Origin of the sequence: Collinsella ureilytica (genome assembly GCF_019795105.1) — a bacterium.
Classification (GTDB): domain Bacteria; phylum Actinomycetota; class Coriobacteriia; order Coriobacteriales; family Coriobacteriaceae; genus Collinsella; species Collinsella ureilytica.
Genome location: NZ_JAIMFO010000004.1, coordinates 370249 through 396007 on the forward strand (window position 1 = coordinate 370249; position 25759 = coordinate 396007).

Below are 25759 nucleotides of genomic sequence, written 5' to 3' on the forward strand. Positions count from 1 at the left end.
TAAAAGACAAGCTGATCATTTGCCCCATGCGTTTCTCTGCGGTACCGTCTAGATGCTCTTGATAGATGCATGTTTCGTTCTGCCACCAACACCGCCTGCCATTCTTCGCACACCGCCCGTATGTGGATGCTCGGTTCTTTTTCAAACGGCTGAGGGGAAGCCATGATCTTAGAAACGCTGAGAAACAGCTCAAATTTAAGTGAAACGGATCGCTCGATTGCGCAGTATCTGTTAAACAACACGAGTGAGCTGCATGAACTCACCATTACCAAGCTTGCCCACGAGACATATACCTCAAAGGGCACCATCATCAGATTTTGCAAAAAGCTCGGCTATGGTGGCTTTCGAGAATTCATTTTGCGGCTCATGAAAGAGATCGGGAGCGACTATTTGCTGAGCGCTACGATCGACCGCAACCGCCCCTTTAATGACGCTGACACCATCGAGACCATCAAGACAAACCTGTCCGCCATGCTGAAAGGCACCATTGACGAGACCAAGATGGATCTTGATAACCACATGGTGAAACAGATTGCCGACGCCGCGCTCAAGGCGCAACAGATCTATATTTTTGGCAAGGGTGAGAGCTATCTGTCTGGCTGCGTATTTAAAAACAGCATGGCAAAAATTGGACACTATTGTTTGATGGCCGATGAAGGCGGCATGGCCTTGGCCTACACCTCAAACTGCACCGTCAATGACCTGGCGATATTTCTTTCATACAGTGGCGTTCACCGCGACTACGAGGTATTTGCTCAAGAGCTGAAGGCATCGGGTGTGCCCATTGCGCTCATCACAGCCTCACCAGATTGCAGGCTAGCAAAGCAAGCGAGCTTTGTTCTTACCGTTCCCAAAAGCGAGCGCGTTGTTGGCAAGGTCTCCAACTACTCCTCGCTCATTTCATTCACCTATGTGTTGCAGATTATCTATTCCGAGATCTTCACGCACGACTATCAAGAAAACTATCGACGCAAACGCGAAACAGACCAGTACATCTTTAAGAGCTTTGTTGAGATATAGGCGGAAGCGCTCGCAGAGATTGTAGATGTCGGTGCGGCAGGAAGCCCTTCAGCGAAAATTCTGCATGAACTTCGTTGATGCTCTAGATCCTGGCTTGCTTCGAAGTCCTCAGCAAAACATCTTCACGGGCATCAGTGAGGTGGTTGATGCACTCGTCCCGGAGCCTCTAGGGAAATACCTTCACGAGCTTCGGTGGAGTAGTAGATGCTCACTCACCCCGGAATCTTCAGCAAGAAGGCCAGAAGCGATGTGCTTCCAGCCTCCTTGCATCATGCAATGCCACAGCAATGACTGAGCTGACGTTAAGCCTAAATGAACCAGCAACCACGCAGCTGACGCTGCTCATGGCGACCAGCGACTACTCAGTAGATCCTAGCTCATGCGATGCTCCGCTTATCGCTCTGAGTCCTCCACCTGGCAGCGCCGACGCTTCATACCCACATACGCAAGCGCCATGCCAGCCGAACCAAATGCAGGTATAAGTACAACACTCATATCGGCAGTTTTTGGCAGACGCGGATGACGACGCTTCTTGGGCTTGGGCGGCTTGTTCGGGTCTCCACTCGGATCGTTGGGGTCATTTGGATTCTTGGGTCTGTTTGGATCATTACCCGGGTCATTGGGGTCGTTGGGTCTGTTTGGATCATTGCCCGGATCGTTGGAGTCGTTGGGTCTATTTGGATCCTCACCCGGATCGTTCGGGTCATTGGGATCGTTCGGCTCGTGAGGAGTCTCAGGCTCAGGCTGCTTCTTATACGCATTCTTAAACGCAGCGTGCGGCACTTCAGGCGGGAACTGAGCAGGAACACTTCCGCTGAAAAAGACTTAGCCTCAGCAGCGTAATAAGCTTTTGCTGCCTCAGGCGATTCAAAAATCAGCACTTGATGAGCGCCCATCACAGACATCTTATAGTCCACGATGAGCTGCTGTGTATTCTCCTCAAAGCCCTCGGGCACCTGATCCTCAGTTAACACATAACGGTAGACCGCAGTCCCCGGACCATTCAGTGTGGGATCTTGATCCTGAAGTGCCTGTACCTCAGGAGGGATCATTTCACAAAAGGCATCATATTCCTCAGGAGAAAAGAGTGGCCGAGCAATGGAGACAAGCTCTCCTGTTATTGCCTCTACCGTTTTGCGCGTGAGGTATGGAGCACGAATTGCATATGCCTGAAACGTGGACTCCACCTGAGCAACAAAATCATACTTCTGGATCAAATCCAACGGCCAAGGCTCAGAGCGTAAATCTTTCTTTGACTGGAAGGTATGTGCTTCAGAGAAATCATAGGTAAAGTAGCCATCTTCGCGCTCGACTATCTTGGGAGACGATGGAGGCCAATCACTTGAAAAATAAGCAATGCTCGGAAGCATATTCTTTAGCCAAGCTGTTGCAACAGGGGCTGCCTCATGTGGCTGGGAAGACTCAGAAGGCGTATCAACATAATAGAGAGCGTTCCTGAGTGACGTACGAATCTCTCCCCAACAGTTATTGAAGATGTAATGCATGACCCTGTATGTACGGTCGTTACTCGAAATAAAGTCCGCCTCAGGATCGTAATACTGCAAATTACGCTCCGGCATATCCATGAGGGTAGTAAGCTCGGGCCAATACTGAGCATTTGGGCGGAAGCGAATCTTTGAGAAGGGCATGGAGGCTTTCTTGTCGGGCAAAACTCCTGAGTGGATGCGTACCGTGAAGAAGTCATCATCTACCGGACTCGGATACACATCGCCTACACCCAGCTCGCCTTCTTTTGCAGGCCGAATCGTATAGCTAAACGAGACATCAGGAATCTGCGTACGATCTGGCGCGTTGGTCATATCCAGCTGCTTCTCGTAACGAAACTGCGCGTTTAGTGCAGCCCCCACTTCCATGTTCATAGCAAGATAGCTGCTGCATGGGCATGTGGCGGCATGAGCAAAGCAAGACTCACAACAACGCTCAACGTTGCAGTAAAGGCTCGCATAAGACGGCGTCAGAAGTTCATTGGCGCTCCCAATCTCAAGAATCGTTAGATCACCGTACCAACCCACCGCAGAATTGTAAACGACTTTGACGACTTGTCGCCATTTGTCACACGGGCTGAATCTCTGTACGTGTCGCTGAAAGATCTGGTATCAAAACCCTCTTGTCCCGAGACTCAAGGCATGCCGTCCTCAGGTGCGTGCATTTTGGTGTCGTGAGGAGCATTTTTGCCCGCACTTGGCGTCAAATCTGTGCCTCATGGGCAATAAATGCACTAATAGTAACCCCCTATAGATAATTCAGTCATGCAAACTCAAACCAAAAGCCATAGCAAAACGCCGCCCCGTACAGCAAAACGCCGCCCTGCATATACAGAGCGGCGTTCAAACACGCATATGTAACACGACTTGCGCACTCAGAATTCTTGCTCGACACTCACTCTCAGGCTCCGCGCACTCAATCTGTAGTAAACCGCTAGCAAGCTCGGAGTTATTGCCCTTGCTGGGCACTCACTCCAAAACCCGCGCGCAATCTGTAGCAAACCGCTAGCAAGCTCGGAGTTATTGCTCAACACTCACTCCAAAACCCGCGCGCAGGCACTACACCTTGAGGTAGCGGCTCATAGCAATTGCTGAGCCAAACAAACCAATGACCACACCAAGCAGCACCAGTGAACCATAGGTAGCCAAGTAAATGATCAGGGCAACGTCCATCTCAAAGAAGGGCATACCGGCTTGGATCTTTGGCATGAGTAAATTACGCACCAGCTCAAGCGAGATAATGGCCAGAGTTGAGCCCATAATTGCCTGCAAGATGCCTTCCATAATAAAAGGCCCGCGAATAAAGCCGTTTGAAGCTCCAACTAGGCGCATGATTGCAATCTCGCGGCGGCGGGCAGTAATAGAAAGGCGAATGGTGTTGTTCATGAAAATGAAGGCAACAAAGGTCAGAAGCGCTACAAGCACAACAGCAGCAATGCGAATATAGCTCGTTACCTGGAAGAGACGAGCGACTTCCTCACGACCATACGAGACCGACTCATTCACCGAGCCACCATCGACAATCTTTTGGAAGGTGGCATTATCGCGGAGCTTTTTTGCCGTGCCTTCAACCTGAGATGCATCTTCCATCTCAATGGTGTAGGAGCGAGGAAGCGGGTTTTCTCCGTCCAGCGCACTAATTGTTGCATCGGCCTTGCTTGCAGAAGTCTTCTTATACTTCTCAAGCGCATCGTCTTTGCTTAAGAACTTAACCTCTTTTACATTCGGCCAGCTCTCGATCTCTTTTTTAAATGCAGCAACATCTGCATCTGAGGCTCCATCATCAATGTATGCGCTGATGGTTACTTGCTGCTCAACACCACCAATGATGGAATTGACCATGCTCGATGCCACAACAAACAGACCGATAATAAAAAGCGAAAGAAAGATGGTAATAACCGCACCAATTGAGGTCGTAAGATTGCGACCGAAATGGCTTCCGGCCTCGCGAATGGAATACCCGAGATTAGAGGGTGCCATAGTTACCGTAGCCTCCCCTCTCCTGATCGCGGATGACGCGACCACCCTCAAGAGCGATCACGCGCCGGTGCATGGAGTCAACCATCTCGCGATCATGCGTGGCCACGATAACGGTCGTTCCCGTGCGATTAATCCGCTCGAGTAGCTTCATAATGCCCAAAGAAATTGCTGGGTCGAGATTGCCCGTTGGCTCGTCGCAAATCAAAAGTGGCGGGCGATTTACCATGGCGCGAGCAACCGACACACGCTGTTGCTCACCGCCGGAGAGCTGATCGGGCAAAGAATCCATCTGCTCGCCTAAGCCCACCAGGCGCAATACCTCAGGAACCTGAGCACGAATCACGCCGCGTGGCTTACCAATGCACTGCAGAGCAAAGGCAACATTTTCGTAGGCAGTCTTGTTTGGCAGCAGCTTATAGTCCTGAAAAACAGCACCAATCTGGCGGCGCAAGAATGGAATGCGGCGATTCTTAATCCGCATCAGGTCTTGGCCGGCAACTAACACCTTGCCAGAGCTTGGCTTAACGTTTCGAAGAATGGTGTTTAACAGCGTGGTCTTACCTGAGCCAGAATGCCCAACCAAGAAGACAAACTCCCCCGGATAAATGGCTAAGTTAATGTCATCCAAAGCGGGCTTATTGGGCTGAGCAGCATAGACCTTGGTGAGGTGCTCCATCAAAATGACGGGCTCCACCCCCGGGTCGCGCGGAGCCACGCGATCGGAAAGCTCAGCATCTGCACTATCAAGCGGCGAGAAAACCGTCGTGAAGTCTGGGCTTGCAATGGCAGCATTTACGTCTGCCATCTGGCGCATACCCTCAACGTCTGTGCCAACAACAGCTGGCCCTTCACTCGTGCGGAAGTTTGCCGCCGTCAGAGGGCCGCGCTCGGCGAGAGCGGGATCCGTGGACAAGCTTGCCTCAAGTGGATCGGGAACCTGTGGCGGCAAAGCCGGGTCGGGAATGGCCGCTGCATGCGCACTGGTAAATTCATGCGCTGCCTCAGGTGGTGTGGAAGATGTTGTGTGATCCGTTTCTGGATGAAGGGGAGACTCCCCCATGGCGGGTTCTGCGGGAACCGGCTGCTCATCCCCGGACGTGCGGAAGTGGTTACCCACTGATGCTCCTTCATGTCGTGCGTTTAAAGTACATGAGCGCACCTATTTTAGCAGGTTGAATCTTGCTGCACAGCCTGCACAGAATCGCCGCAGACCGCGCAAACACCTCACAAGCTAAATAATGGTGACCCTGCCCTTATTACCAACGATGCCACGCACCTCTGCAAGCAAGGGAATGCTGCGAGCATCGACCCGCGTGGGAATCTCTGCTCGCATCGTTCTGCCATCGCCTTGCTCAATAAAAAGCTCAACCCGGTCTCCCCCGGGATTGGTGGCAAGAATCGCTGCTAAACGAGTCATATTACCTTGGGAGAAGCGGTTGCTCGGCACCATAATTTCAAAGACACGAGGGCGATTGGTCCCCTCATTCAGCTCTAAGGCAACAATTTCTTGGGCGATAATCTGGTCTCCTCGATCGCTTCGCTCAAGCTTGCCTTGCACCCGAATAAAGGCGTCTGAAAGCTGGGCTCCCGTCTCAGGATCTGCCTCACCGTACAAACAGCTCTCACACTTTTTATATGTCTTGGGAAAGACCACCACGGTGGCCTCACCCTCCATGTCTTCCAAGCGCACAATGGCCATGGGATCACCGTTTTTGGTTACGCGCTTGGACACCTCAGCAACCATGCCCGCGAACCAAAATGGCTTGCCCTCAGGAATCTCACGGTTCACCGTGGTGCCACTCACCGGATCAACAACCTCATAACCAGTATCAATCTGGGAAAGTGAGTACTCACGCGCCTTCGCAAGCGCCACCTCAAACGGCCGCAATGGATGGTCGGAAACATAGATGCCCAAGACCTCGCGTTCGAAGGCAAGCAGGAGATGGCGGTCCCACTCGGCCTCTTCAGGCTCGGGAACCACCAGTTCAAAACCGGATCCTTCCACATCGCCAAAGACATCAAAGAGCGAGGTCTGACCGGATGCTCGATCTTTTTGGCGCTTAATAGCAGCATCGATAATGTTTTCTGGATTGTTCTTATCTACAAAACCCATGAGCTGGCGGCGGGGATAGCCAGAAAAATCAAAGGCTCCGGCCTTAATGAGCGCCTCAATAACCCGGCGGTTTGCCTGAGAGGCATCGACCCGCTCAACAAAGTCATGCAGATCACGGAAGATACCACCCCGGGAACGCTCAGCAATAATGGCATCTGCCACGCCTTCTCCCACGCCACGAATACCCGCAAGTCCAAAACGAATACCCTCAGAGGTAGCCGTAAACTCGCGACCAGACTCATTCACATCGGGCGGCAAAACCGAGATGCCATCGTGGCGACACGCAGAGACATAGTGCACGATCTTATCGGTCTTACCGGTATAGGAGGTAAGAACAGCTGCCATATACTCATTGGGATAATGAGCCTTGAGCCAAGCAGTTTGCATAACCAAGATGGCATAGCCTGCCGAGTGGCTCTTATTAAATGCGTAGGAAGCAAACTCTAAGACGTCGTCCCAAATCTTTTGAGCAATATCGCGCTTATAGCCGTTGCGTACCGCACCGTTCATCCAGTGATCATACGTTGTTTCTTCTGCACCATCGTCCCAAGTAAAGACGGTGCTCGTAAGGAGCTTGATCTTCTTTTTTGCCACGGGCTTTCTGATGCGCGAGTCTGATTCTCCCGCCGAAAAACCACTCATCTTTACTGAGATCTGCATGACCTGCTCTTGGTACACAATGGTGCCGTAGGTCTCGCCCAAAATCTCAGAGAGGCGATCATCATAGAAGGCGACCTCTTTTTTGCCATTCATGCGGTCGATATAGTCAGACACCATGCCAGCACCCAAAGGACCGGGACGATACAGAGCAATGAGAGCCACGACGTGCTTGTACTCAGTGGGCTTCATATTTTTGATCGTTGCGGTCATGCCAGCAGACTCAACCTGAAAGACTCCGGCCGTATGGCCAGATCCCATGAGCTTAAAGATGGCCTGGTCATCGAAGGGGATATTATCAACATCGATATCAATCCCGTGGTTTGCCAAGATATTTGCCTTGGCCTTTGAGATAACCGTCAAGGTACGAAGCCCCAAAAAGTCCATCTTCAGCAGACCCATGTCTGCCACGGTATGACCTTCGTACTGGGTAATCTCAACGCCGCCCTTGGTATCCAGCTTCGTAGGAACATGCTCGTTTACCGGATCGCGGCAAATGAGAACTGCACAAGCATGCACACCCTCTCCGCGAATCAAACCCTCAATTGCAAGCGCTGCATCAATAATGCGGCGAGCATCCTCATCGCGCTGGTACGCCTCTGCAAAATCGGGGTTAAACAGATCCTCTTTGCCAGGCGTGCGCTCAAGCACCTGATTGAGCTTTACCGAAGGGTCTGAAGAGATCATCTTCGAGAGGCGCTGAGCTACATAGACCGGATAGTCCAACACGCGGGCAGCATCGTTAATGGCCTGTTTTGCCTTAATGGTTGAATACGTAATGACGTGCGTGACCTTCTCAGGTCCATAGAGCTGGCGAACATGCTCGATGACCTCCAGACGACGCTCATCGTCGAAGTCCATATCAATATCGGGCATCTCAGAGCGCTGCGGGGACAAAAAGCGCTCGAACATGAGACCATTTTCCAAAGGATCAAAGGTGGTGATATTCATCGCATAGGCCACGATGGCACCTGCCGCCGAACCGCGTCCCGGCCCCACACCAATGCCTTGTTCCTTTGCCCAGCGCACATACTCAGCAACAATTAAGAAATAGGCAGCAAAACCCTTATCGCAAATGATTTTGTACTCGTACTCAAAGCGTTCTTTGACACTCACGCCGTTAATAACGGCATGCTCCCAGTCATCCCCATAAAAGCGGGCAAGACCGCGTTCGCACTCACGGCGAAACTGTGTCTCATGAGACTCGCCAGGATCGAGCAGTGGGTAGCGCGGCAAGATGATGCTATCCCAATCAAGATCAACCGAGCACTTCTCGGCAATCTCAACCGTGTTATCGCAGGCCTCAGGAGCATACGAGAAGAGCTCGCGCATCTCCTCTTCTGACTTCATATAAAACTCGCTGCCCTGCATGCGCATGCGGTTGGCATCGTCTACCTTGGAGTTCATGCCAATGCACATCATGATGTCTTGCACGGGCGCGTCTGAGCGGGTGAGGTAATGAAAGTCATTCGTCGCAATGACTTTCACCTCTGCCGCCTTGGCAATTTCGATCAAGCGATGAGCAAGCTCCTCATCGGTCATGCCGCCGTTGGTAGTAATCCCGTGATCCTGGATCTCAATATAGAAGTCCCCCGGCGCAAACACATCACGTAGGGTCTTTGCCCAGCGCAGTGCACCCTCGGTATCTCCCCGATCAATATGGCGCGGGATGATACCTGCCAAACAAGCTGAGGTGCCAATGAGACCCTCTGCGTGACGCCGGAGGTTATCAAGGGTTGTACGGGGCTTGTAATAAAAGCCCTCAACCGCCGCCTCAGACACCAGCTGCATGAGGTTGATATAGCCTTTGTTGTTCTTAGCAAGCAAGATCATGTGATAGAGCTCGGGCTTTCGATCTCTTGCCAAGGTATCGTCTGGAGTGAAATAGATCTCACAGCCAAAAATGGGCTTGATAACCTCAGGCGGCGTGAGAGCATCCACCGAACCCGTCGCTTTGAAGCGCTCAAGATCCAACTGGTACTGAGCCCACGCGCGCGGATCTTGCTCGCGATCAGGCTCGGTGAGCTCGCTTTCGCGCCCTGCTTGCAGCAGAGACTTATCGTGTGCCCACTGGCGATACTCCGGAGATGCCTTTCGTGCAGCCTTGCAAGCCAGATCAAGCTCAGGCACACCATAGAGATAGCCATGATCGGTAATGGCTACCGCCGGCATGCCTAAATCGACCGCACGTTTCACCATATCTGATACACGGGTTGCCCCGTCAAGCATGGAATACTCAGTGTGATTGTGCAGATGGACAAAGGCCATAAACGCGCAAGCTCCCTTATGCAGATGCCGCAGGAACACTATCAGCGGCTCGATTACCGTCGCCCTATCGATTCTAACGCACGAACCAGACAGGACGCATTCCCCTCCAATTGCCCCCAGGTCCTCCACGATGACGCGATAGCCACGGGCAAAAAACGGCCGCCCGAAGGCGGCCGCTGACCCACAGGTATCTGGATCGAGCTTAGTCCTCAACAGCCTCAAACTGATCTGGGCCTACGCCACAAACTGGGCACTCATAGTCCTCGGGCAGCTCAGGCGTATCAACCTCAACCTCAAAGCCGCAAACCAAACAAACAAACTTATAGGTCTTCTTCTCGTCGCTCATAAAGCCCTCCTCTATTGTGAGCTAACGGTGCGCCTTAAGTATACGTGAACCACAGATCACCGCGTAGCTCTGCGCTCAGAAACTCTGACTCCTCATGTTAGTTCACGCCTTGCGCGCCTCGCTGCTCACTCACCCTGATATGAGCTTGCATTCTTAGGTGTTTTGCCTTTGAGCGTACTGTGATAGTAGGCATAGGTGAGTGGCTCTTCTGCATTCAAAATCTCAGCTGCCTTGAGCTCACCAATAAACATGAGATGAGTTCCCACATCCACCGTCTCAACTACCTTGCACGCAAAGACCGCACATGCGTGCTCAGACACATATGGAATGCCCTCGATCTCGGCAACCTGGTACTTTTCAAACTTGTTATACGTCTCTGAAGATCTGAAACCAAAATTGCCCAGATACGGCATATCGGCTGTCATATCAACGGCCGTGAGCGCAAACGCAGAGGCACGCATAATTACCTCAGCCGTAAAATTGTCCTTATTGACCGTAACGGCCACGCGTGGTGGCTCGGCAGTTACCTGCGTGGCAGTATTGATGAGACAGGCGGCACGATCGCCGCCCTCCTCAGCACTCACCACATACAATCCGTAGCTCATCTTGAAAAGCGCGGTCAGATCCATGATTGCCCCCTCGGCTCTTGAATGGGTTATATGCACCGGCGATGCGCATATAACGACCTTGCACCTATGGTACCAGCCCGAACAAACGCATATAAGCACGAAAGGGGTCTTTTGCAGTAGTATGCCAACCAAGTATCATACGGGAGTCAACTCACCGCATCATCAAACCTTCTGGAGCACACGCATGCATCGAGATTCTACAGTCCCAGCTGCTCAAACTTCTTCTCGCAAAGGGCGCGTCCTGCGCTACGATTTTGCCCGAGTTGTAGCCATGACCTTCGTTATTGCTGTCCACTCCCTTACCATTGTCGTTCCTTCCGGCACAGTCGCTCCTATCTATCTCATTGCCGGCCAATCGCTGTTTTTCACCTGTAACGCTATTTTCTTTACGATCTCTGGTCGCTTTAATCTCAAAGCACATAATGTCGAGAATCCTACTGGATATTATGTACGCAAAACTCGAGGGATCATCATTCCTGTCATCATTCTCTTCTTCCTACGAACCGTCTATCAGCTCTTACCTAACCTGCCCGATCTCGGCACGCTGATGTCCACGTTTATTCGAAATTCACTCGGCCCATTTGGATCAACCGACTATTGGTTCCTTTTTTGGCTCATTCCCTATCTCGCGGTAGTACCCTTCTTAGGTCGTGCCTTTTCCACACTTAAAAAAGCGCACAGCAGTTGTATCTCGGCATAGGACTTCTGTGGTTTACGATTCTATTCATCATGCAATCGAGAGGTACCGTCTTCTCGTGGACGTACCCGTTTGGCGGTTTTATCTTCTTTTTCCTCATCGGGCCTTTTGTTGAGGAGCTTTTCTCTAACAAGCGAGCACGGATCGCTCTATGGATCCTTACGCCACTATGCGTTGCAGCAACTACTTGGTTGGTCATTCATGGCTACTCAAGTCACGGACAAGGTGCCTTTGATAACTCACCCCTCTATGCAATTGCTGCACTTGGCATCTACCTTGGTCTCCTTGAAATTGGAGATCGAATACACGCAAGATATATCGTGCAGGTAATCGGTTTTGTGGCTCGGCACTCATTCACCGTCTACCTCGTGCATCTACACGTTCTTGACTATCTCAAGGGATTTTTCCCAAGCGTATCTGGTCTCGCTGCAATTGGCGCACATCTCGGCCTCACTCTTGCAACCATTGGCCTTTCCCTAGCCATCGCTCTTATCATCGACACAATTCTTGTTCATCCAGCTCAGCGCTTGTTTGATCTTGCGCACTCTCTTTTCGCCACACGCCACAATAGGGCGGCAGCTTAGCGCATGAGGCGAACTTTATGCGCTACCCTGAGCTAGCGGCTGCGTTGTTTGAGTGCTCGATCAATCTCGCGCTGGACATCGCGCTTTGCCATAGTTTCGCGCTTGTCATAGAGCTTTTTACCTCGGCCTAACCCAAGCAAGAGCTTCACGCGACCATCGGCGTTGAAGTAAAGCTCCAGGGGCACTAAGGCATAACCTTTACTTTTGAGCTTTCCGTCCAGATAGCTAATCTCTTTTTTGTGCAAGAGCAAGCGACGACGCCGATCTGGGTCGCGATTCCAAACGCCTCCGTGGCTATAGGGATGAATATGCATGCCAATAAGCCAGCACTCACGATCGCGCACCAGCGCAAAGGTGTCGGTAATCTGGGCGGGGCGCTCGCGAAGGCTTTTTACCTCAGAGCCAGCTAACTCGATCCCACACTCAAAGCGCTCCTCAATAAAGTACTCATGGTGGGCGACGCGATTCTTAGAAATGGTCTTGCGCTCACGACGAGCAGAGCCTGCCACCCTACTCACCTTCCGAACGCTCGGCATCAGTCTCATGAATGAGTGCCGTAAGCGCCTTTGCTGCCGGGGCACCTACCAGCTTATGAGCACGAACGGTATATTCAGTTGCCGCAGCACTATCCCCTGCCTGAGCAGCATCGGTGGCACACATGAGCAAGCAAATCGCAATCTCGGCAGAAGGCGCAGTTGGAATTCCCTGAGCCGCTAAGGCATCAATCACCTGAGCGTCTTCGAGGTTTCCGAGTTCAGGGTCTTCTGCCGCTAAACGATTTTGTAACCGCATAACACGCGGCTCGGTAGGGGCAAGGCCTAAGGCCAAACGCCCTGCCCCCGCTGCAGCAGCGATCTCTTTTTCTTGCAAAAACAGCTCACCGATGTTTGCATAGGCGAGCCCGGCTGACCTTCCGTCTGATGCGCGCTCAATAACGGAGTAGCTCATGGCAGCCCACTGCTGAATATCGCCCAAAGCGCGGAAAATCTCAGCCAAATCAAGCCGGTACGTACAGTTCATTGGATTCCAGCGCACCGCCTGCATAAGTGACTCACGAGCTGCACCAAAATCCTCGCGCTGAATTTGCACGAAGGCCAAGGCGGCATAGATGCGCGCAAGCGGAGCCTCTACCTGCACTAAGGTGCGAGGATCCTGCTCCACACGGCGATACGCAAGCCGCTCAAACACATCATCAAAAGCAAACCACTGGCGAGTCGACGTGTCGGCCACCTCAGCAGCAGCCCACTCCTCTACCACTCCAACAAGCTCCTCGAGCACGGTCTTGGCAGTTTCCAAATCGCCTGCGGCAAGCAGATTCTCTGCATACTCAACATCGCGGGCAGAAATGTTCAAATCCATGTATCTCTCCTTGCGAATACGATGGGATCAGTGTAGCGCAGGTACGAGACGTACGAGATTGAGATCCACATGACCACGAAGGACATCAACGCCTGCGATCTCAACTTCAAGTCGCGATCCAATGCGAATACGCCGTCCAGTCTCAGACCCCGTCATAGTGAGGCGCAGCGCATCAATATCCCACCATTCATCGCCAAGCGAACGCATGCGAATAAGCCCCTCTGCTCCCGTATCATCAAGGCGCACAAACACGCCCAAACTCTCAATCCAGCTCACAACTCCACCTAAGCGCGTACCAATACGGGGGCGATAGTACTGAGCAACTTTGATTTTTTGCGTAGCATGCGCCGCCGCCTCAGCAACCCGCTCCCGATCACTTGCATGTTGGCAGATCTGAGCAAGTTCTGGCTCAAGGGCGGTCGATCCTTTGCCCACCAGAGCTCGGCTTCTCGCGCCTGCAGCAGCACGACCAAGATGCTCACGAGCCAAGAGGTGCTTGAGCTGGCGGTGCACAATCAGATCTGGATAGCGCCGAATTGGGCTGGTGAAATGGCAGTATGCTGGTGCTGCAAGGGCGTAGTGCCCCGTATTTTCTGGCTTATACAAGGCTCGGCGCATCGCACGCAGCAAGAGACTGTTTGCAAGCATCTCAAACGGTGTATTCGCAACCGCCTCAACCGCCGCTTCAATTGCTGAAGAATCTGCCGTTTCAACGGCAGCGGCCAGCTCGGGACTCAAAGCACCGATCTCTTGAAGCAGATGAGCTGCAGCAGCCAAGTCCTCAGGTTCAGGAGCCTCATGCACACGAAAGGCTGCAGGTATTCCCCTATCGGAGAGGTACTCCGCTACGCATTCATTCGCAAGAAGCATTGCCTCCTCAACCAAGGAAGTCGCATCTGTGCGCTCGCGTGCGACAATCTTTTCGGGCAAGCCAGCCTCATCCAAGATGGCGTGAATCTCAGTCGTTTCAAAATCGATTGCACCGCGCTGATGGCGTAGGCGAAGCCGGTCTTGTGCCACTTTATGAGCTGAGGTGAGAAGGGCAACGAGATCGATCCCTGCCTCTGCAAGCTCGCAGATGGCGACGCTTGCTCGAGCGACAGGATCAGCAGCTTGAGCCTCCGCATCATGTTGCTTCTGTGACTGTGCGCTTGCGTGGTCTTCCCGCTCTCCGTGCTCATCCTTCTCCGACTGCTGCTGAGTCGCCGATTCATGCTCGATGGCGTGTTGGCAGTCGGTGTTGCGGCAGTCGGTGTTGCGGCAGGTCTCATGCAATGCGGCGCACGTCTCACTCGAACGACTTTGAGCATCAGGTGCGAGTTCAGAAACATCAACCTTACCGCTTAAGATGGCATCAACTGCTTCATAGTCTAAGCGAGCACGGCTTTGAATAACGCTCGGATAAAACTCATACGCACGTATTGTGCCACGAGGCGTCAGCTCAATATCTACCGTACATGCCAAGCGATCCTCATGAGGGACGAGCGAACAGAGATCATTCGAGAGCGCCTCAGGCAGCATAGGCAACACCCGATCAGCAAGATACACAGAAGTCCCTCGAGCACGGGCTTCCAGATCAATCGGGTCTCCCCAGGCAACATAGTGAGAAACGTCAGCAATGTGAATGCCTAAGCGCCAATTGTCAGAAGGCAGCTCTTCGATGGAAATGGCATCATCAAAGTCTCGAGCATCAACAGGATCGATGGTCACAAGCACGCGGTCTCGAATATCGCGCCGCAGCGGATCTGCAAGTGCAGCCTCAAGATCTAAACTTAGCTTTGATGCTGCGCTGAGCGCCTGAGATGCATATCCATCTTCTAGACCATAGCGCGCCATAACAGAGCGAACACCCAGATCGAGAGCAGTCTCATCACCTAAGCGCTCAGTCAAGGTGACGACCCCTGATTCATCAGAAGAAGGGTATATCTCGATCGTTCCCTGAACAATATCTTTGGGACGAACTCCTAAACGTGCAGGCGATGTATCTCCGGGCAAAATAAAAAAATCTTGCTTGATACGTGCGTCAAGGGGACGTAATACACCAAGCGGTCCCATCGTGGTATATGTCCCCACCAGCGACGTGTGAGCGCGCTCAATTACACGATCTACCACTGCGCGACGCCCGCTACCCGATCCGCGTATCAGCGAGACCGATACACGGTCGCCGTCCATCGCACCCCTCAGGCCGCGTGAGGTAATGCGATAGCTCCCCATGGAGGTTTCTACCTCAGCGCCGCCCTTATGCGTACGCACAAGCCCTTCAACACCGAACCGGCGCGATCCGCGAGCCGGCCCGCGCCGCCCGCCAGGACCTCCCGATTTTCGTCCCACGACTCCCCCTTTTCTCGTACGTGGTACAAAAGCCCGCACACAAGCCCGCACACCCTGCAGCATACTGCACGCGCTCCCTCGCTCTGAGCGATCTCGTATTCACACCTAGGCGTGCACTCGTGGTTGACTATACCCATTACGCTCTTGGCAAGCTTCTACCGTACATCCCCCTATGCGTGAGGATCTGGGCTAGAACAATCGTGGCGTGGCCTGCATGTTCCCCGTGAGGCGCAAACAAGCAAAGCTCACAGAACCCTTACCATTACTTTTCTTGTTCTTAAATGCGCGGACGTAGGATATACATAGGGATCAATCCCGTTCGATGGGAGGATGAAATGATGCTTTTCCTCTACGCGCTGAACTCAATCATTCTGCTGGGAGCTCTGCTCGCCTTCCTCGGCCTGTACTATACCGGCAAGCTCAATACGCATTTCTAGCACCAACGAATCCAACGATGCTGAATTTGCGCGCCCACCTTGCCTGAGCCGCAAGCTAGGCTTGAATTCCTGAAAGGGCAACTTTTACTGCCTCTTCTACATCATCGGTGATGGTCACCATGGTGGGATCTAAATCGCTAATCATGCCAGATTCGCGCACCGGGCCTGCCAGCCACTCAAAGAGCGGTCCCCAGTACTCTGAGCCCACCAGCGCCACGGGCGTGCTTGCAACCTTGTGTGTTTGCACAAGGGTAAGTAGCTCAAACATCTCATCCATCGTGCCAAATCCACCAGGAAAGATGATGGCTCCGCGCGCGTACTTTACGAACATGGTTTTGCGGACGAAGAAATACCGAAACGTCATCCCAAGGTTAACGTACTGGTTGAGCCCCTCCTCAAAAGGAAGCTCAATGCCTAAGCCAACCGATTTTCCTCCAGCAATAGAAGCGCCGCGATTTGCAGCTTCCATAATGCCTGGCCCGCCACCCGTAATAACTGCCACGCCCTGCTCAGCAATACGATAACCCGCCTCGCGGGCTGCGTGATACATCGGGTCACGCCGCGCTATACGAGCTGATCCAAAAATGGTAACGGCAGGGCCGAGCTCAGCTAAGGCACCAAAGCCATCTACAAACTCTGCCTGTATGCGCAGGACACGCCAAGGATCGGCATGAAGCCAGTCGGTTGACCCTTCAGGCGCTAAGAGATTTGCATAGGTGTTATCCGTCGGGATCATCGGCCCGCGAAAGAGCACCGGTCCTCGGTGATACACCTCCTCAGGCTGGGCTACAAACTCATCTTGAGCTCGCTCAAGCTCTTCGTCGCGCATATCATTGTTATCCATCGCTATCCATCCTCAGCGTATTGCCAGCCATCGTGCACTCGCCTTTGAGCAACTCATGGCTGATCGTGTAATCGGGCGCTCGTCCGCTCCGTCCAAGACGAGCGGGGCTTTTGGTACCGCACCGTTCATACCCCCAAACCTTACCGGTGAGGATGTTCGTGAGTACAAACTGGCTCTTGGTACCGTACCGCTCATACCCCCACACAGCTACCCTTAGTAATCGGCAGCGCCCTCTCCAGACATCCACGACGAAACAAAGTCTGCGTAGCGACCTTCAATAATGGCAGCACGTGCTTCTTGCATCAGATGTAGGAGGAAATGGATATTGTGCTGAGAGAGCAAAATGCCGCCAAGCATTTCTTTCTGCGTTACCAAATGACGGATCAGCGAGCGACTATAGCCTCCTGTACAAACCGGGCACGAACAGGTGGCATCAATCGGCCCTGCATCCCGAGCAAAACGAGCATTGCGCAGATTGAGCCGACCTTCACTCGAAAAGGCGGTACCCATACGCCCGGTTCGCGTAGGCAGCACGCAATCAAACATATCCACACCGGCAGCCACGGCACGCACCAAGGTTGTGGGGTTGCCCACTCCCATAAGATAGCGCGGTTTTGTAAGAGGCATATACTCTGACACCAAGGGTTCCAAGGTTTCAAACATCGTCTCGTGGTCTTCTCCCACCGAGTAGCCACCAATCCCATAGCCTGGGAAATCTCCCACCGACTCAAGGTGAGCGAGGCTCCGAAGCCGCAAATCGAGATGCATGCCTCCTTGCACAATGCCAAACAGCGCTTGATCAGGCCGGGTATGCGCGCGATAGCAACGCTCAGCCCACATGCTTGATAACTCAACAGCACGCTCCACATAGGATCGCTCAGCAGGGTAGCCCGGGCACTGATCGAGCTGCATACAGATGTCGCTTCCGAGCTTTTGAGCGATTGCCATATTGTCCTCAGGAGACCAGAAAATATGACTCCCGTCGTAATCGGTAGCAATAAAGCGCACGCCTTCATCGGAGAGCTTGACCGCATCTCCATGTGAAAAGACCTGAAATCCACCAGAGTCCGTCAAAATCGGACCATGCCAATTCATAAACGTATGCAAGCCACCCATCTCTTCGATGAGGTCTGCTCCGGGTCGCATGGCAAGGTGGTACGTATTTGCAAGAACAATCTTTGCACCAAGCTCGCGCACCGTCTCGGTGGGCAAACCCTTAACGGTCGCCTTCGTGCCAACTGGCATAAAAATCGGAGTTGGGATATCTCCATGTGGCGTATGCAAAACGCCAGCGCGTGCGTGTGTCTTGGGGTCTTCTGCAACAATATCGTAGGTAAATAGGCTCTGATCCATTCGGCTCCCTTCAGGCATAACACAAGCCATCTTCCCACAACTCGCCGGGCTGCATAGACGAACCATAGACGCACGCTTACGCGGCAGGAGCCACTTCGTGCAAAAGTCAGCAAGCTCGTACGAACATGGTTATGCAGAGAACACCTTCAGTGTTGAGCGATACCTGCCGTTATGCCCAATACAATCGCGGAGCAGCCGCAAGAAAGAACCGGCTGACTCCAACGTCTCAGCCTGATCCCTATCTTCAGGATGGACTGATCCTGGTGCATCTGCCCCTGTTTCATCTGCTGGAGCATGGTCATACAGATGCATCTGGCCAACAATGAGCCACAGTCCATCTACCTTCGCAATACGCTCTGCAATGACCCCATCTTTCCAATGCGGAACCTCGCAGACATGTGGATCATAAACATCGTAGCGCCTCCCATTGGCAAGACTCTGGAGTACCGCCATGCCTGATTCCAAGTCCTTATCAAGAATAGAAAAGCGTGAGAAGAACTGAGTATCTATCACCTGGGCAAGCCGTGCGGCGCAATCGGGATCCTGGCAGTGATCTCGATACATTTCCAGCGGAGTTCCCTCAGCGCCAAACGATCGCTCGAACATGAACCATTCAGTCATGGCCATATTTGCCAGCATCATATCTCTATCAGAAGGGTGTGCCTCAACCGCTGCTGACGGGCGGACGATCCGCACAAACTCTCTCCCGACCTCTGGGAGAAACCGGTGCTTCTCGCGCTCCCACCACTCGGCAGCACACTCAATGTCATCCCACACCAGCTCTCCGATGCGCTCAGCCTCTTGAGATGAGACCACCCGCTCAACAGACTGAGGAGCAATCATAGCTACGCTCGCCACTTCTGCCATTTCCTACCTCCGATCATGCAGCTTGTATTAGCTCAAGCCTAGAGGGGAATATGGCTGCTTTTCTGCAAAAAAAGGTGGTCTGCCAGCGTGTCTTACCGATGTCTCACAGGGCTCACAACGGTGCACCGCGAATCTTACAAATTCCAGCGCAGCAAAGACAGAAGTGTAGATACGCCGCCCACTTGTGAACTAGAAAAAGCACGGTATATTTCGATCGTCTGCGACACACGTACCGCTTCAGGCAGATATAACCGGGCATCGGAGCCATGCGTGTGCATCGATTCGCATGCTACGCCGCCTACCTCATCATAGACACGAGCTGTCGTGCAGACCTACAATTGAGATGCAGCTTACCGCGCGAGAAAGAGGTCGCCTTGAAGGGACTATTCGGTAGCTTTTTTGACTTTGGGAATAGCGATAGATCGAGCACTTCCAAAGATCTGATGGACTTCGTGCGGTTTCCTAAGACGTCAACTGGAGACGACGATCTCTCGCTCGAAGAGCGGCTCGATAGGGCAGGAGTTGATGCGGTCAACCTCGACAATATGGACGACCAGGAGCGTTGGGATGCCCTTGAGGACGCCGGTGTTAACCCGTACGATTTTGGTGGCTTCTAGGCAAGCTCCTCAAAGACATCTGCATACTCGTCCATAAAATAAAGCGCTAACAGCCGCGCGCGAAAACTCAAAACTCGAAGTGCAAAACTTAGCGACGACGCCCAACAATCGCTAAGAGGCGAATGAAGATATTCACCAAATCGAGCCAAATCTGTGCTGCATTGAAGATGGCCATCTTCACGGTAGACTCGCACTGCTGAGCACGATAGGTGTCGTATCCAATCAAGCCACAAAAGACGGCAATAACGACATAGTCCAGCCAGGCCATTGATACATTCATGAATGAACCCACGAGACCGACCACAATTGCACCGAGCAAAGCCACTGAGAGCACACCGCGAATCTTGGCAAAGACCTGCGGATACACAGACCCAAGCAGGGTGAAGAGGGTGGCAATAATCGCTGTTCCCACAAAGGCATTTGCAATGCTTGGAAGATCGTACAAAGGCAAGATCATGCCTGTTGTAAACCCGATTGATCCTACAATCATGCCGTAACCCACGAGTGCTTGACCAAAGCCCTCGCGCCTCATACCACGTGCGAGGACAAAAACGCCACCGATACTCACCACTACCGAGGCAAGCAGTACCAGGCCGTAGTTTTCATACACCATAAAGAAAAACGCAGGCGTCATAACCAAAAACGCAGCTGCTGCAATAACAGCAAAGCCCAAGGTAACCAGGCCACCCATGATGAGGTTGTACTGGCGACGAGAAATCCGTGTAGAGTGATCGAGCGTGGGATCAAACGGGGAAATCGTCCGCTCATCACGTATGTTTAGCGATTCGTTACTCATAAGATCCTCCAAATGCCAAGCAATAAGGTGTTTGTAGTATACCCACACAGGCACACCCTTGCGTTTATAAGAACCAAGCTTTACGCAACTCTAACGCAGCGAACGTGGCGCTACGCTCACGCATAACGCCACGTTCAAAAGAATTACGCCACATGGCAGCTACGAACCTCGATCAGATCAAAGGCCCTATGCGAAGTACTCAACTCCGCTTTCAAAAAGCGGCATATCAGCAATGCCCGGAACATTCTTATACAGGTGCGCACCGGCACGCTCAACGTGGCCCATCTTGCCAAAGACCCGGCCATCGGGGCTCGTAATGCCCTCAATTGCCATCAGCGAACCGTTCGGATTGACCGAAAGATCCATTGAGGGCACACCATGGGCATCGACATACTGAGTAGCCACCTGGCCTCCTGCCAGCATCTCAGACAAGAAGCTTTCCTCACACACAAACCGTCCCTCACCGTGAGAGATAGCAACCGTGTGAATATCTCCCACTTGCGAGTGAGCAAGCCAAGGCGAAAGATCACTCGCGACACGCGTATGTACGATGCCGCTTTGGTGGCGGCCAATCGTATTAAAGGTAAGCGTTGGAGCGCCAGGGACCGCATCAACGATGTCTCCGAAAGGCACCAAGCCAAGCTTCACTAAGGCCTGAAAACCGTTGCAAATTCCAAGCATCAAACCATCACGTGCCTGCAAAAGGTCACGCACCGCCTCGGTTACCTCAGGCGCGCGGAAAAACGCTGTAATAAACTTGGCCGAACCATCTGGCTCGTCTCCTCCAGAAAAGCCTCCGGGCAACATGACAATCTGGCTCTCACGAATCAAACGCGCAAGCTCGCGTGTGCTTTCTGCCACAGCCTCTGGCGAGAGATTGCCCACTACAAAGGTCTTGGCATGTGCACCTGCCCGCTCAAAGGCACGAGCGGTATCGTATTCACAGTTCGTGCCCGGGAAAACCGGAATGATCACACGTGGGCGTGCAAAGTGCTCCGAGCTCACAGCCAAGATGCGCCCTGTTTCTGCCCTGCGGTAAGAGATTGCCTCAACGGCTTCGATCTGCTCCGGCTCAGGAGTGCGGTATGGGAAGACCCCTTCCATGCCCGACTCCCACACATCTTGCAGTTTGGCCAAAGAAAGGCTCTCATCTGCAAGCTTTAACGTATACGCCTCGGAGGTATGACCAAGCTCAACCACGCGAGCGCCAAGCATTGCAGGAATCTCAGCATCATCTGTAAGCTCAACAACAAAGCTGCCATACGCATGCTCAAACAAGCCATCACTAGCGTTCAGGCTAAGACCCAGCTGATTGCCCACGCACATCTTAAAGAGGCTCTCTGCCACGCCGCCATAACCCGGTGTTGACACAGCGCAAACATTACCGCTTGCAATGAGTGCATGTACACCAGAAAAGACGGCAAGCTGGCTTTCTGGAACCGGAATCATCGTATGCTCTTGTAGTTCAGGAGAGATCAAAACCACTCGATGACCCGCAGCCTTAAACTCCGGAGACACGATCGTTTCTGCCTGTCCCGTTGCTACGGCAAACGAAATTAAGGTGGGCGGTACGTCCAGATCCTCAAAGCTACCGCTCATCGAATCCTTGCCGCCAATGGCTGCCACCCCAAGGTCAACTTGGGCCATGAGCGCGCCTAATACCGAGGCTACGGGCTTACCCCAACGCTCAGGAACATCGCGCAAGCGCTCAAAATACTCTTGGAAAGAAAGATGGGCACGGCGTGCGTCAAATCCGCTAGCAACCAGGCGCGACAAGCTCTCGGTTACCGCCAAGTACGCTCCACTGAACTGATCTTGTTCGGACAGATACGGATTAAAGCCCCATGCCATACCAGAAACCGTTGAAGTCTCCCCTGTAACCGGGAAGCTTGCAACCATAGCCTGCGCAGGTGTAAGCTGACGCGCTCCGCCAAAGGGCATGAGCACGGTAGCTGCGCCAATCGTGGAATCAAAACGCTCAGCGAGTCCCTTATTCGAAGCGACATTGATATCGCTCACGAGCTCATAGAATGCCTCAGTCCAGCTGGAAGCTGAGGCTCCAGGAACCTCGGGCAACTTGGCCGCTCGAGCATCGCGAACGCGCACAGCCTGGCGCTTCGGCGCACCATTGCTTGAGAGGAAATCGCGGGAGAGATCGACAATCACGTCGCCATCCCAAGCCATGCGCACGCGAGCCTCGTGCGTGACCTCCGCAATGACCGTTGCTTCAAGGTTTTCCTCAGCAGCAAGCGCCATAAAGGCATCGACATCATCCTCGGCAACTGCCACCGCCATGCGCTCCTGGCTTTCAGAAATTGCAAGCTCGGTGCCATCCAGACCATCGTATTTCTTCGTTACCTGGTCAAGGTCGATATACAAACCATCTGCAAGCTCGCCGACAGCGACCGAAACACCACCAGCACCAAAGTCATTGCAGCGCTTGATAAGACGGCACGCATCCCCTCTGCGGAACAGTCGCTGGAGCTTGCGCTCAATTGGCGCGTTGCCCTTTTGTACCTCGGCACCAGAAGTGGTAACTGAATCTTTGTTTTGCGTCTTAGAAGACCCAGTAGCTCCTCCAATGCCATCACGACCCGTACGGCCGCCCAGCAAAATAACCTTATCGCCGGGCTCTGGGCGCTCGCGGCGCACATGGCTTGCAGGAGCCGCACCTACCACGGCACCAACCTCCATACGCTTTGCCACATACCCGGGGTGGTAGATCTCACTCACCTGGCCGGTTGCCAAGCCAATCTGGTTGCCATAGCTTGAATAACCAGCGGCTGCCGTGGTCACAATCTTTCGCTGCGGAAGCTTGCCGGGGAGCGTCTCTGAAACCGGGGTACGCGGGTCTGCTGCCCCGGTTACGCGCATAGCCTGGTAGACATAGCTTCTGCCCGAGAGCGGGTCACGAATAGCACCACCAATGCAGGTCGCTGCCCCACCAAAGGGCTCAATCTCGGTGGGGTGGTTATGCGTCTCATTCTTAAAGAGGAACAGCCAGTCTTCGTCTTTGCCATCAACATCTACCGTGCACCGCACCGTGCAGGCGTTAATTTCTTCTGACTCATCCAAATCATCTAAGAGACCGGCAGCCTTTGCATGCTTTGCTCCAATGGTTCCCATATCCATCAGGCAAACCGGACGATCTTCACGGCCAAGCTCAGAGCGAATCTTAAGATACCGGTCAAAAGCTGCTTGTACGAGCTCGTCGTCGATCTCAAGATCAGTGAGCTCGGTGCCAAAGGTAGTATGGCGGCAGTGATCAGACCAGTAGGTATCAATCACGCGAATCTCGGTGGTTGTGGGGTCGCGATTTTCATCGGCAAAATAACGCTGGCAAAAGGCAATATCTGCCTCATCCATAGCAAGGCCTAAGTCCTGGGATAGTTCACAGAGCCCCTGCTCATCGAGGACACGAAAACCATCAAGCACCTGAACTGCCCCGGGAGTTGGTGGCGTTTGCTCAAGCGTGCTCGGCAGATCAAGCGAGGCCACACGCGCCTCAACAGGATTAACCACATAGGACTGAATTGATGCAATATCTGCGTCGGTCAGCTCACCAAAGAGCAGATAAACCTTAGCAGAGCGAACCGTTGGGCGCTCACCTTGGGAGATGAGCTGAATGCACTCACTTGCCGAATCTGCCCGTTGATCAAACTGGCCAGGCAAGAATTCAACCGCAAAGACGGCAGTAGCATCGTCTTGATCAAGCTCTGCAGCTGCCCGGTCAACCTGAGGCTCAGAAAGCACGGTGGGCACACAGCGATCAAACAGCGCCTTATCGATCCCCTCCACGTCATAGCGGTTGGCTATTCTCAAATGTGTAAGACTCGAAATGCCCAAAATATCGTGGAGCTCAGCCATGAGCTGGCGCGCCTCCACGTCAAATCCGGGATTTTTCTCTACGTAGATGCGGGAGACCATCTGCATCCTGCCCTTCTGCGCAATCCGCAACAGCGCGGCGCTCGCCTGCGTACCGCAGTCCATAATACGACACCGGGCGAAGACATGGGCGACCAAGAAGCGCCTACGTCCTCACTCAAGCAACGAGCACGAGGTTTACGAGCAGCAAATAGACCAGAGTACTTCCAAAAATAGCAACAAGCATATTGCGCCGAGCGATATAGAGCCCCGCTGCTACCAGTACGCCCACCGCCTCAGGAATGCCGTGTGAGCCGCTCAAAAGATCAACGTGGCGCAAGCTATACAGTATGAGCAAAGCAAAAATTGCACCAGGAAGCACCCGCCCCAGATAGCGAATAATCGCTGGTACCGGACGGTTTGCTGGAAATGCCACAAAGGGTGCCACCCGCGTTGAGACCGTTGCAGCACCTGCAATAAGAATGGTAAGCACCTGCTCCACGCCGCTCATGACACCTCCCCTTCCAAGGATGGCTTCACGCATGTGCGTGTGTGCTCGACGCTCCTCATGATGCCTCCTCGTCTAAGGTTGGCTCAACATGAGCTCGAACAAACAGCAGAGATCCCAAGATAAGGGCAAGTGCAGGAATCAGGAAGGACTCAGGCCCTAGGATGAGTAGACTCACCACTGCTGCTGCAAAGCCAACATAGGCACCAATATGTGTACGCTCATGCTCGACCTGGTCCAAAAAGATCACGACAAACAGCGCTGTCATAGCAAAGGAGACGCCATCCACACCGGTCGGCAAGAGGTGTCCAACTAGCGCTCCTAAGGTACACCCAATAACCCACCACGCCTGATTGAGCAGACTAATCCAAAACATAAACCAGCCTTCATCGATGCCCTCAGGCGCTGAGCGCGTACATTGCAGCGAAAAGCTCTCATCGCACAAGGCATACACCATGTACAGGCGCTTTGCTCCAAAGGTTCGGAATCGCTCAAGCAGAGGCAGGCCATAAAAGAGATGGCGCGCGTTCACAATGAAGACCGTAATAAAGGTTTGAATTGGATTGAATGGAGCAAGCAGCAACGAGGCAACCACAAACTCCGATGAACCCGCAAAGATTGCAATCGACATCAGCGTTGGAGCCCACCATGGTAAGCCGAGTGATAATACAAAGACTCCGCAGGTAATGCCCGTCAAAATGAAGCCAGCCATAATGGGAGTGGTGAGCGGAAAAGCAGCGGCTAGGGCAGGAAGCGCAATATGGGAGCGCGATCGAAGGCGTGCGATTGGTGATGGATGAGCGGCCTTGGAAGATGAAGCCTGGGATGAGTGCTGAGCTGAGTAGGTTGACGTCGCTGTAGATACGGGAGCGCCGGTAGCTTCGGTGCAAACAGCGCGCTCGCAGCCGGCTTTGCAACCCAACTCACAAGCCTCATCGACCGACATCGCGCCACCCCCTTGCACCACTCACGTGCATCAGTACA

General features: G+C 53.1%; 20 protein-coding genes. 4 read left to right on the forward strand and 16 right to left on the reverse strand.

From position 1 onward, the window contains the following. The first annotated feature begins 162 nt into the window (after window positions 1-162). Window positions 163-1020, forward strand: coding sequence for a MurR/RpiR family transcriptional regulator (locus tag K6V98_RS01705; protein ID WP_222198800.1), 858 nt, complete (start codon window positions 163-165; stop codon window positions 1018-1020). 491 nt (window positions 1021-1511) lie between these two features. On the opposite strand, the gene K6V98_RS01710 is transcribed toward K6V98_RS01705, so the two are convergent. The 6 genes from K6V98_RS01710 to K6V98_RS01735 all read right to left on the reverse strand — a co-directional run bounded on the left by K6V98_RS01710 (window position 1512) and on the right by K6V98_RS01735 (window position 10518). After that, complete coding sequence (locus K6V98_RS01710; RefSeq protein ID WP_222198801.1) at window positions 1512-2840, reverse strand: hypothetical protein; 1329 nt, start codon at window positions 2838-2840, stop codon at window positions 1512-1514. Between the two features lie 744 nt (window positions 2841-3584). Beyond that, the gene (gene ftsX / locus K6V98_RS01715) at window positions 3585-4505 is read right to left on the reverse strand and encodes a permease-like cell division protein FtsX (protein ID WP_222198803.1); all 921 of its coding nucleotides are present in this window, start codon (window positions 4503-4505) and stop codon (window positions 3585-3587) included. Beyond that, on the reverse strand, window positions 4492-5622 hold the full coding sequence (ftsE, locus tag K6V98_RS01720; protein ID WP_371734497.1) for a cell division ATP-binding protein FtsE: 1131 nt from the start codon (window positions 5620-5622) through the stop codon (window positions 4492-4494). The genes ftsX and ftsE overlap by 14 nt, the downstream gene beginning before the upstream one ends. 114 nt (window positions 5623-5736) lie before the next feature. Then, entirely contained in the window at window positions 5737-9543 is a 3807-nt protein-coding gene (gene dnaE, locus K6V98_RS01725) for a DNA polymerase III subunit alpha (protein ID WP_222198805.1), read from the reverse strand. Window positions 9544-9745: 202 nt separating this feature from the next. Further along, window positions 9746-9889 carry a rubredoxin-like domain-containing protein gene (locus K6V98_RS01730; protein WP_222198806.1) on the reverse strand — a complete coding sequence of 48 codons (144 nt, stop codon included), beginning with the start codon at window positions 9887-9889 and terminating at the stop codon, window positions 9746-9748. A gap of 125 nt (window positions 9890-10014) precedes the next feature. Continuing rightward, window positions 10015-10518, reverse strand: coding sequence for a flavin reductase family protein (locus tag K6V98_RS01735; RefSeq protein ID WP_222198807.1), 504 nt, complete (start codon window positions 10516-10518; stop codon window positions 10015-10017). A gap of 121 nt (window positions 10519-10639) precedes the next feature. On the opposite strand from K6V98_RS01735, the gene K6V98_RS01740 reads away from it, so the two are divergent. Next, window positions 10640-11218 (forward strand): acyltransferase family protein, encoded by a 579-nt coding sequence (locus K6V98_RS01740; protein ID WP_222198809.1) that lies wholly within the window; start codon window positions 10640-10642, stop codon window positions 11216-11218. A gap of 29 nt (window positions 11219-11247) precedes the next feature. Then, the gene (locus K6V98_RS01745) at window positions 11248-11799 is read left to right on the forward strand and encodes an acyltransferase family protein (RefSeq protein WP_222198810.1); all 552 of its coding nucleotides are present in this window, start codon (window positions 11248-11250) and stop codon (window positions 11797-11799) included. Between the two features lie 32 nt (window positions 11800-11831). On the opposite strand, the gene smpB is transcribed toward K6V98_RS01745, so the two are convergent. The 6 genes from smpB to K6V98_RS01775 form a co-directional block, all read right to left on the reverse strand. After that, a complete protein-coding gene (gene smpB / locus K6V98_RS01750; RefSeq protein WP_371734498.1) occupies window positions 11832-12308 on the reverse strand; it encodes an SsrA-binding protein SmpB in 477 nt (158 codons plus the stop codon). A 1-nt stretch (window position 12309) separates the two neighbouring features. Further along, the gene (locus K6V98_RS01755; protein WP_222198812.1) at window positions 12310-13158 is read right to left on the reverse strand and encodes a hypothetical protein; all 849 of its coding nucleotides are present in this window, start codon (window positions 13156-13158) and stop codon (window positions 12310-12312) included. Between the two features lie 27 nt (window positions 13159-13185). After that, window positions 13186-15489 (reverse strand): ribonuclease R family protein, encoded by a 2304-nt coding sequence (locus K6V98_RS01760; protein WP_371734499.1) that lies wholly within the window; start codon window positions 15487-15489, stop codon window positions 13186-13188. Window positions 15490-15981: 492 nt separating this feature from the next. Beyond that, window positions 15982-16770 carry an LOG family protein gene (locus tag K6V98_RS01765; RefSeq protein WP_222198814.1) on the reverse strand — a complete coding sequence of 263 codons (789 nt, stop codon included), beginning with the start codon at window positions 16768-16770 and terminating at the stop codon, window positions 15982-15984. A gap of 213 nt (window positions 16771-16983) precedes the next feature. Further along, on the reverse strand, window positions 16984-18123 hold the full coding sequence (tgt, locus tag K6V98_RS01770; protein WP_222198815.1) for a tRNA guanosine(34) transglycosylase Tgt: 1140 nt from the start codon (window positions 18121-18123) through the stop codon (window positions 16984-16986). Between the two features lie 129 nt (window positions 18124-18252). After that, window positions 18253-18990 (reverse strand): hypothetical protein, encoded by a 738-nt coding sequence (locus K6V98_RS01775; protein WP_222198816.1) that lies wholly within the window; start codon window positions 18988-18990, stop codon window positions 18253-18255. Between the two features lie 374 nt (window positions 18991-19364). On the opposite strand from K6V98_RS01775, the gene K6V98_RS01780 reads away from it, so the two are divergent. Beyond that, a complete protein-coding gene (locus K6V98_RS01780) occupies window positions 19365-19607 on the forward strand; it encodes a hypothetical protein (RefSeq protein WP_222198817.1) in 243 nt (80 codons plus the stop codon). An 88-nt stretch (window positions 19608-19695) separates the two neighbouring features. On the opposite strand, the gene K6V98_RS01785 is transcribed toward K6V98_RS01780, so the two are convergent. The 4 genes from K6V98_RS01785 to K6V98_RS01800 all read right to left on the reverse strand — a co-directional run bounded on the left by K6V98_RS01785 (window position 19696) and on the right by K6V98_RS01800 (window position 25721). Next, window positions 19696-20403 (reverse strand): Bax inhibitor-1/YccA family protein, encoded by a 708-nt coding sequence (locus K6V98_RS01785; RefSeq protein ID WP_222198818.1) that lies wholly within the window; start codon window positions 20401-20403, stop codon window positions 19696-19698. A 186-nt stretch (window positions 20404-20589) separates the two neighbouring features. After that, window positions 20590-24330: a phosphoribosylformylglycinamidine synthase gene (locus tag K6V98_RS01790; RefSeq protein WP_222198819.1), complete on the reverse strand. Its 3741-nt coding sequence runs from the start codon at window positions 24328-24330 to the stop codon at window positions 20590-20592. A gap of 115 nt (window positions 24331-24445) precedes the next feature. Beyond that, the gene (locus K6V98_RS01795; RefSeq protein ID WP_222198820.1) at window positions 24446-24778 is read right to left on the reverse strand and encodes a branched-chain amino acid transporter permease; all 333 of its coding nucleotides are present in this window, start codon (window positions 24776-24778) and stop codon (window positions 24446-24448) included. A 55-nt stretch (window positions 24779-24833) separates the two neighbouring features. Then, entirely contained in the window at window positions 24834-25721 is an 888-nt protein-coding gene (locus tag K6V98_RS01800; protein WP_222198822.1) for an AzlC family ABC transporter permease, read from the reverse strand. Between the last annotated feature and the right edge of the window lie 38 nt (window positions 25722-25759).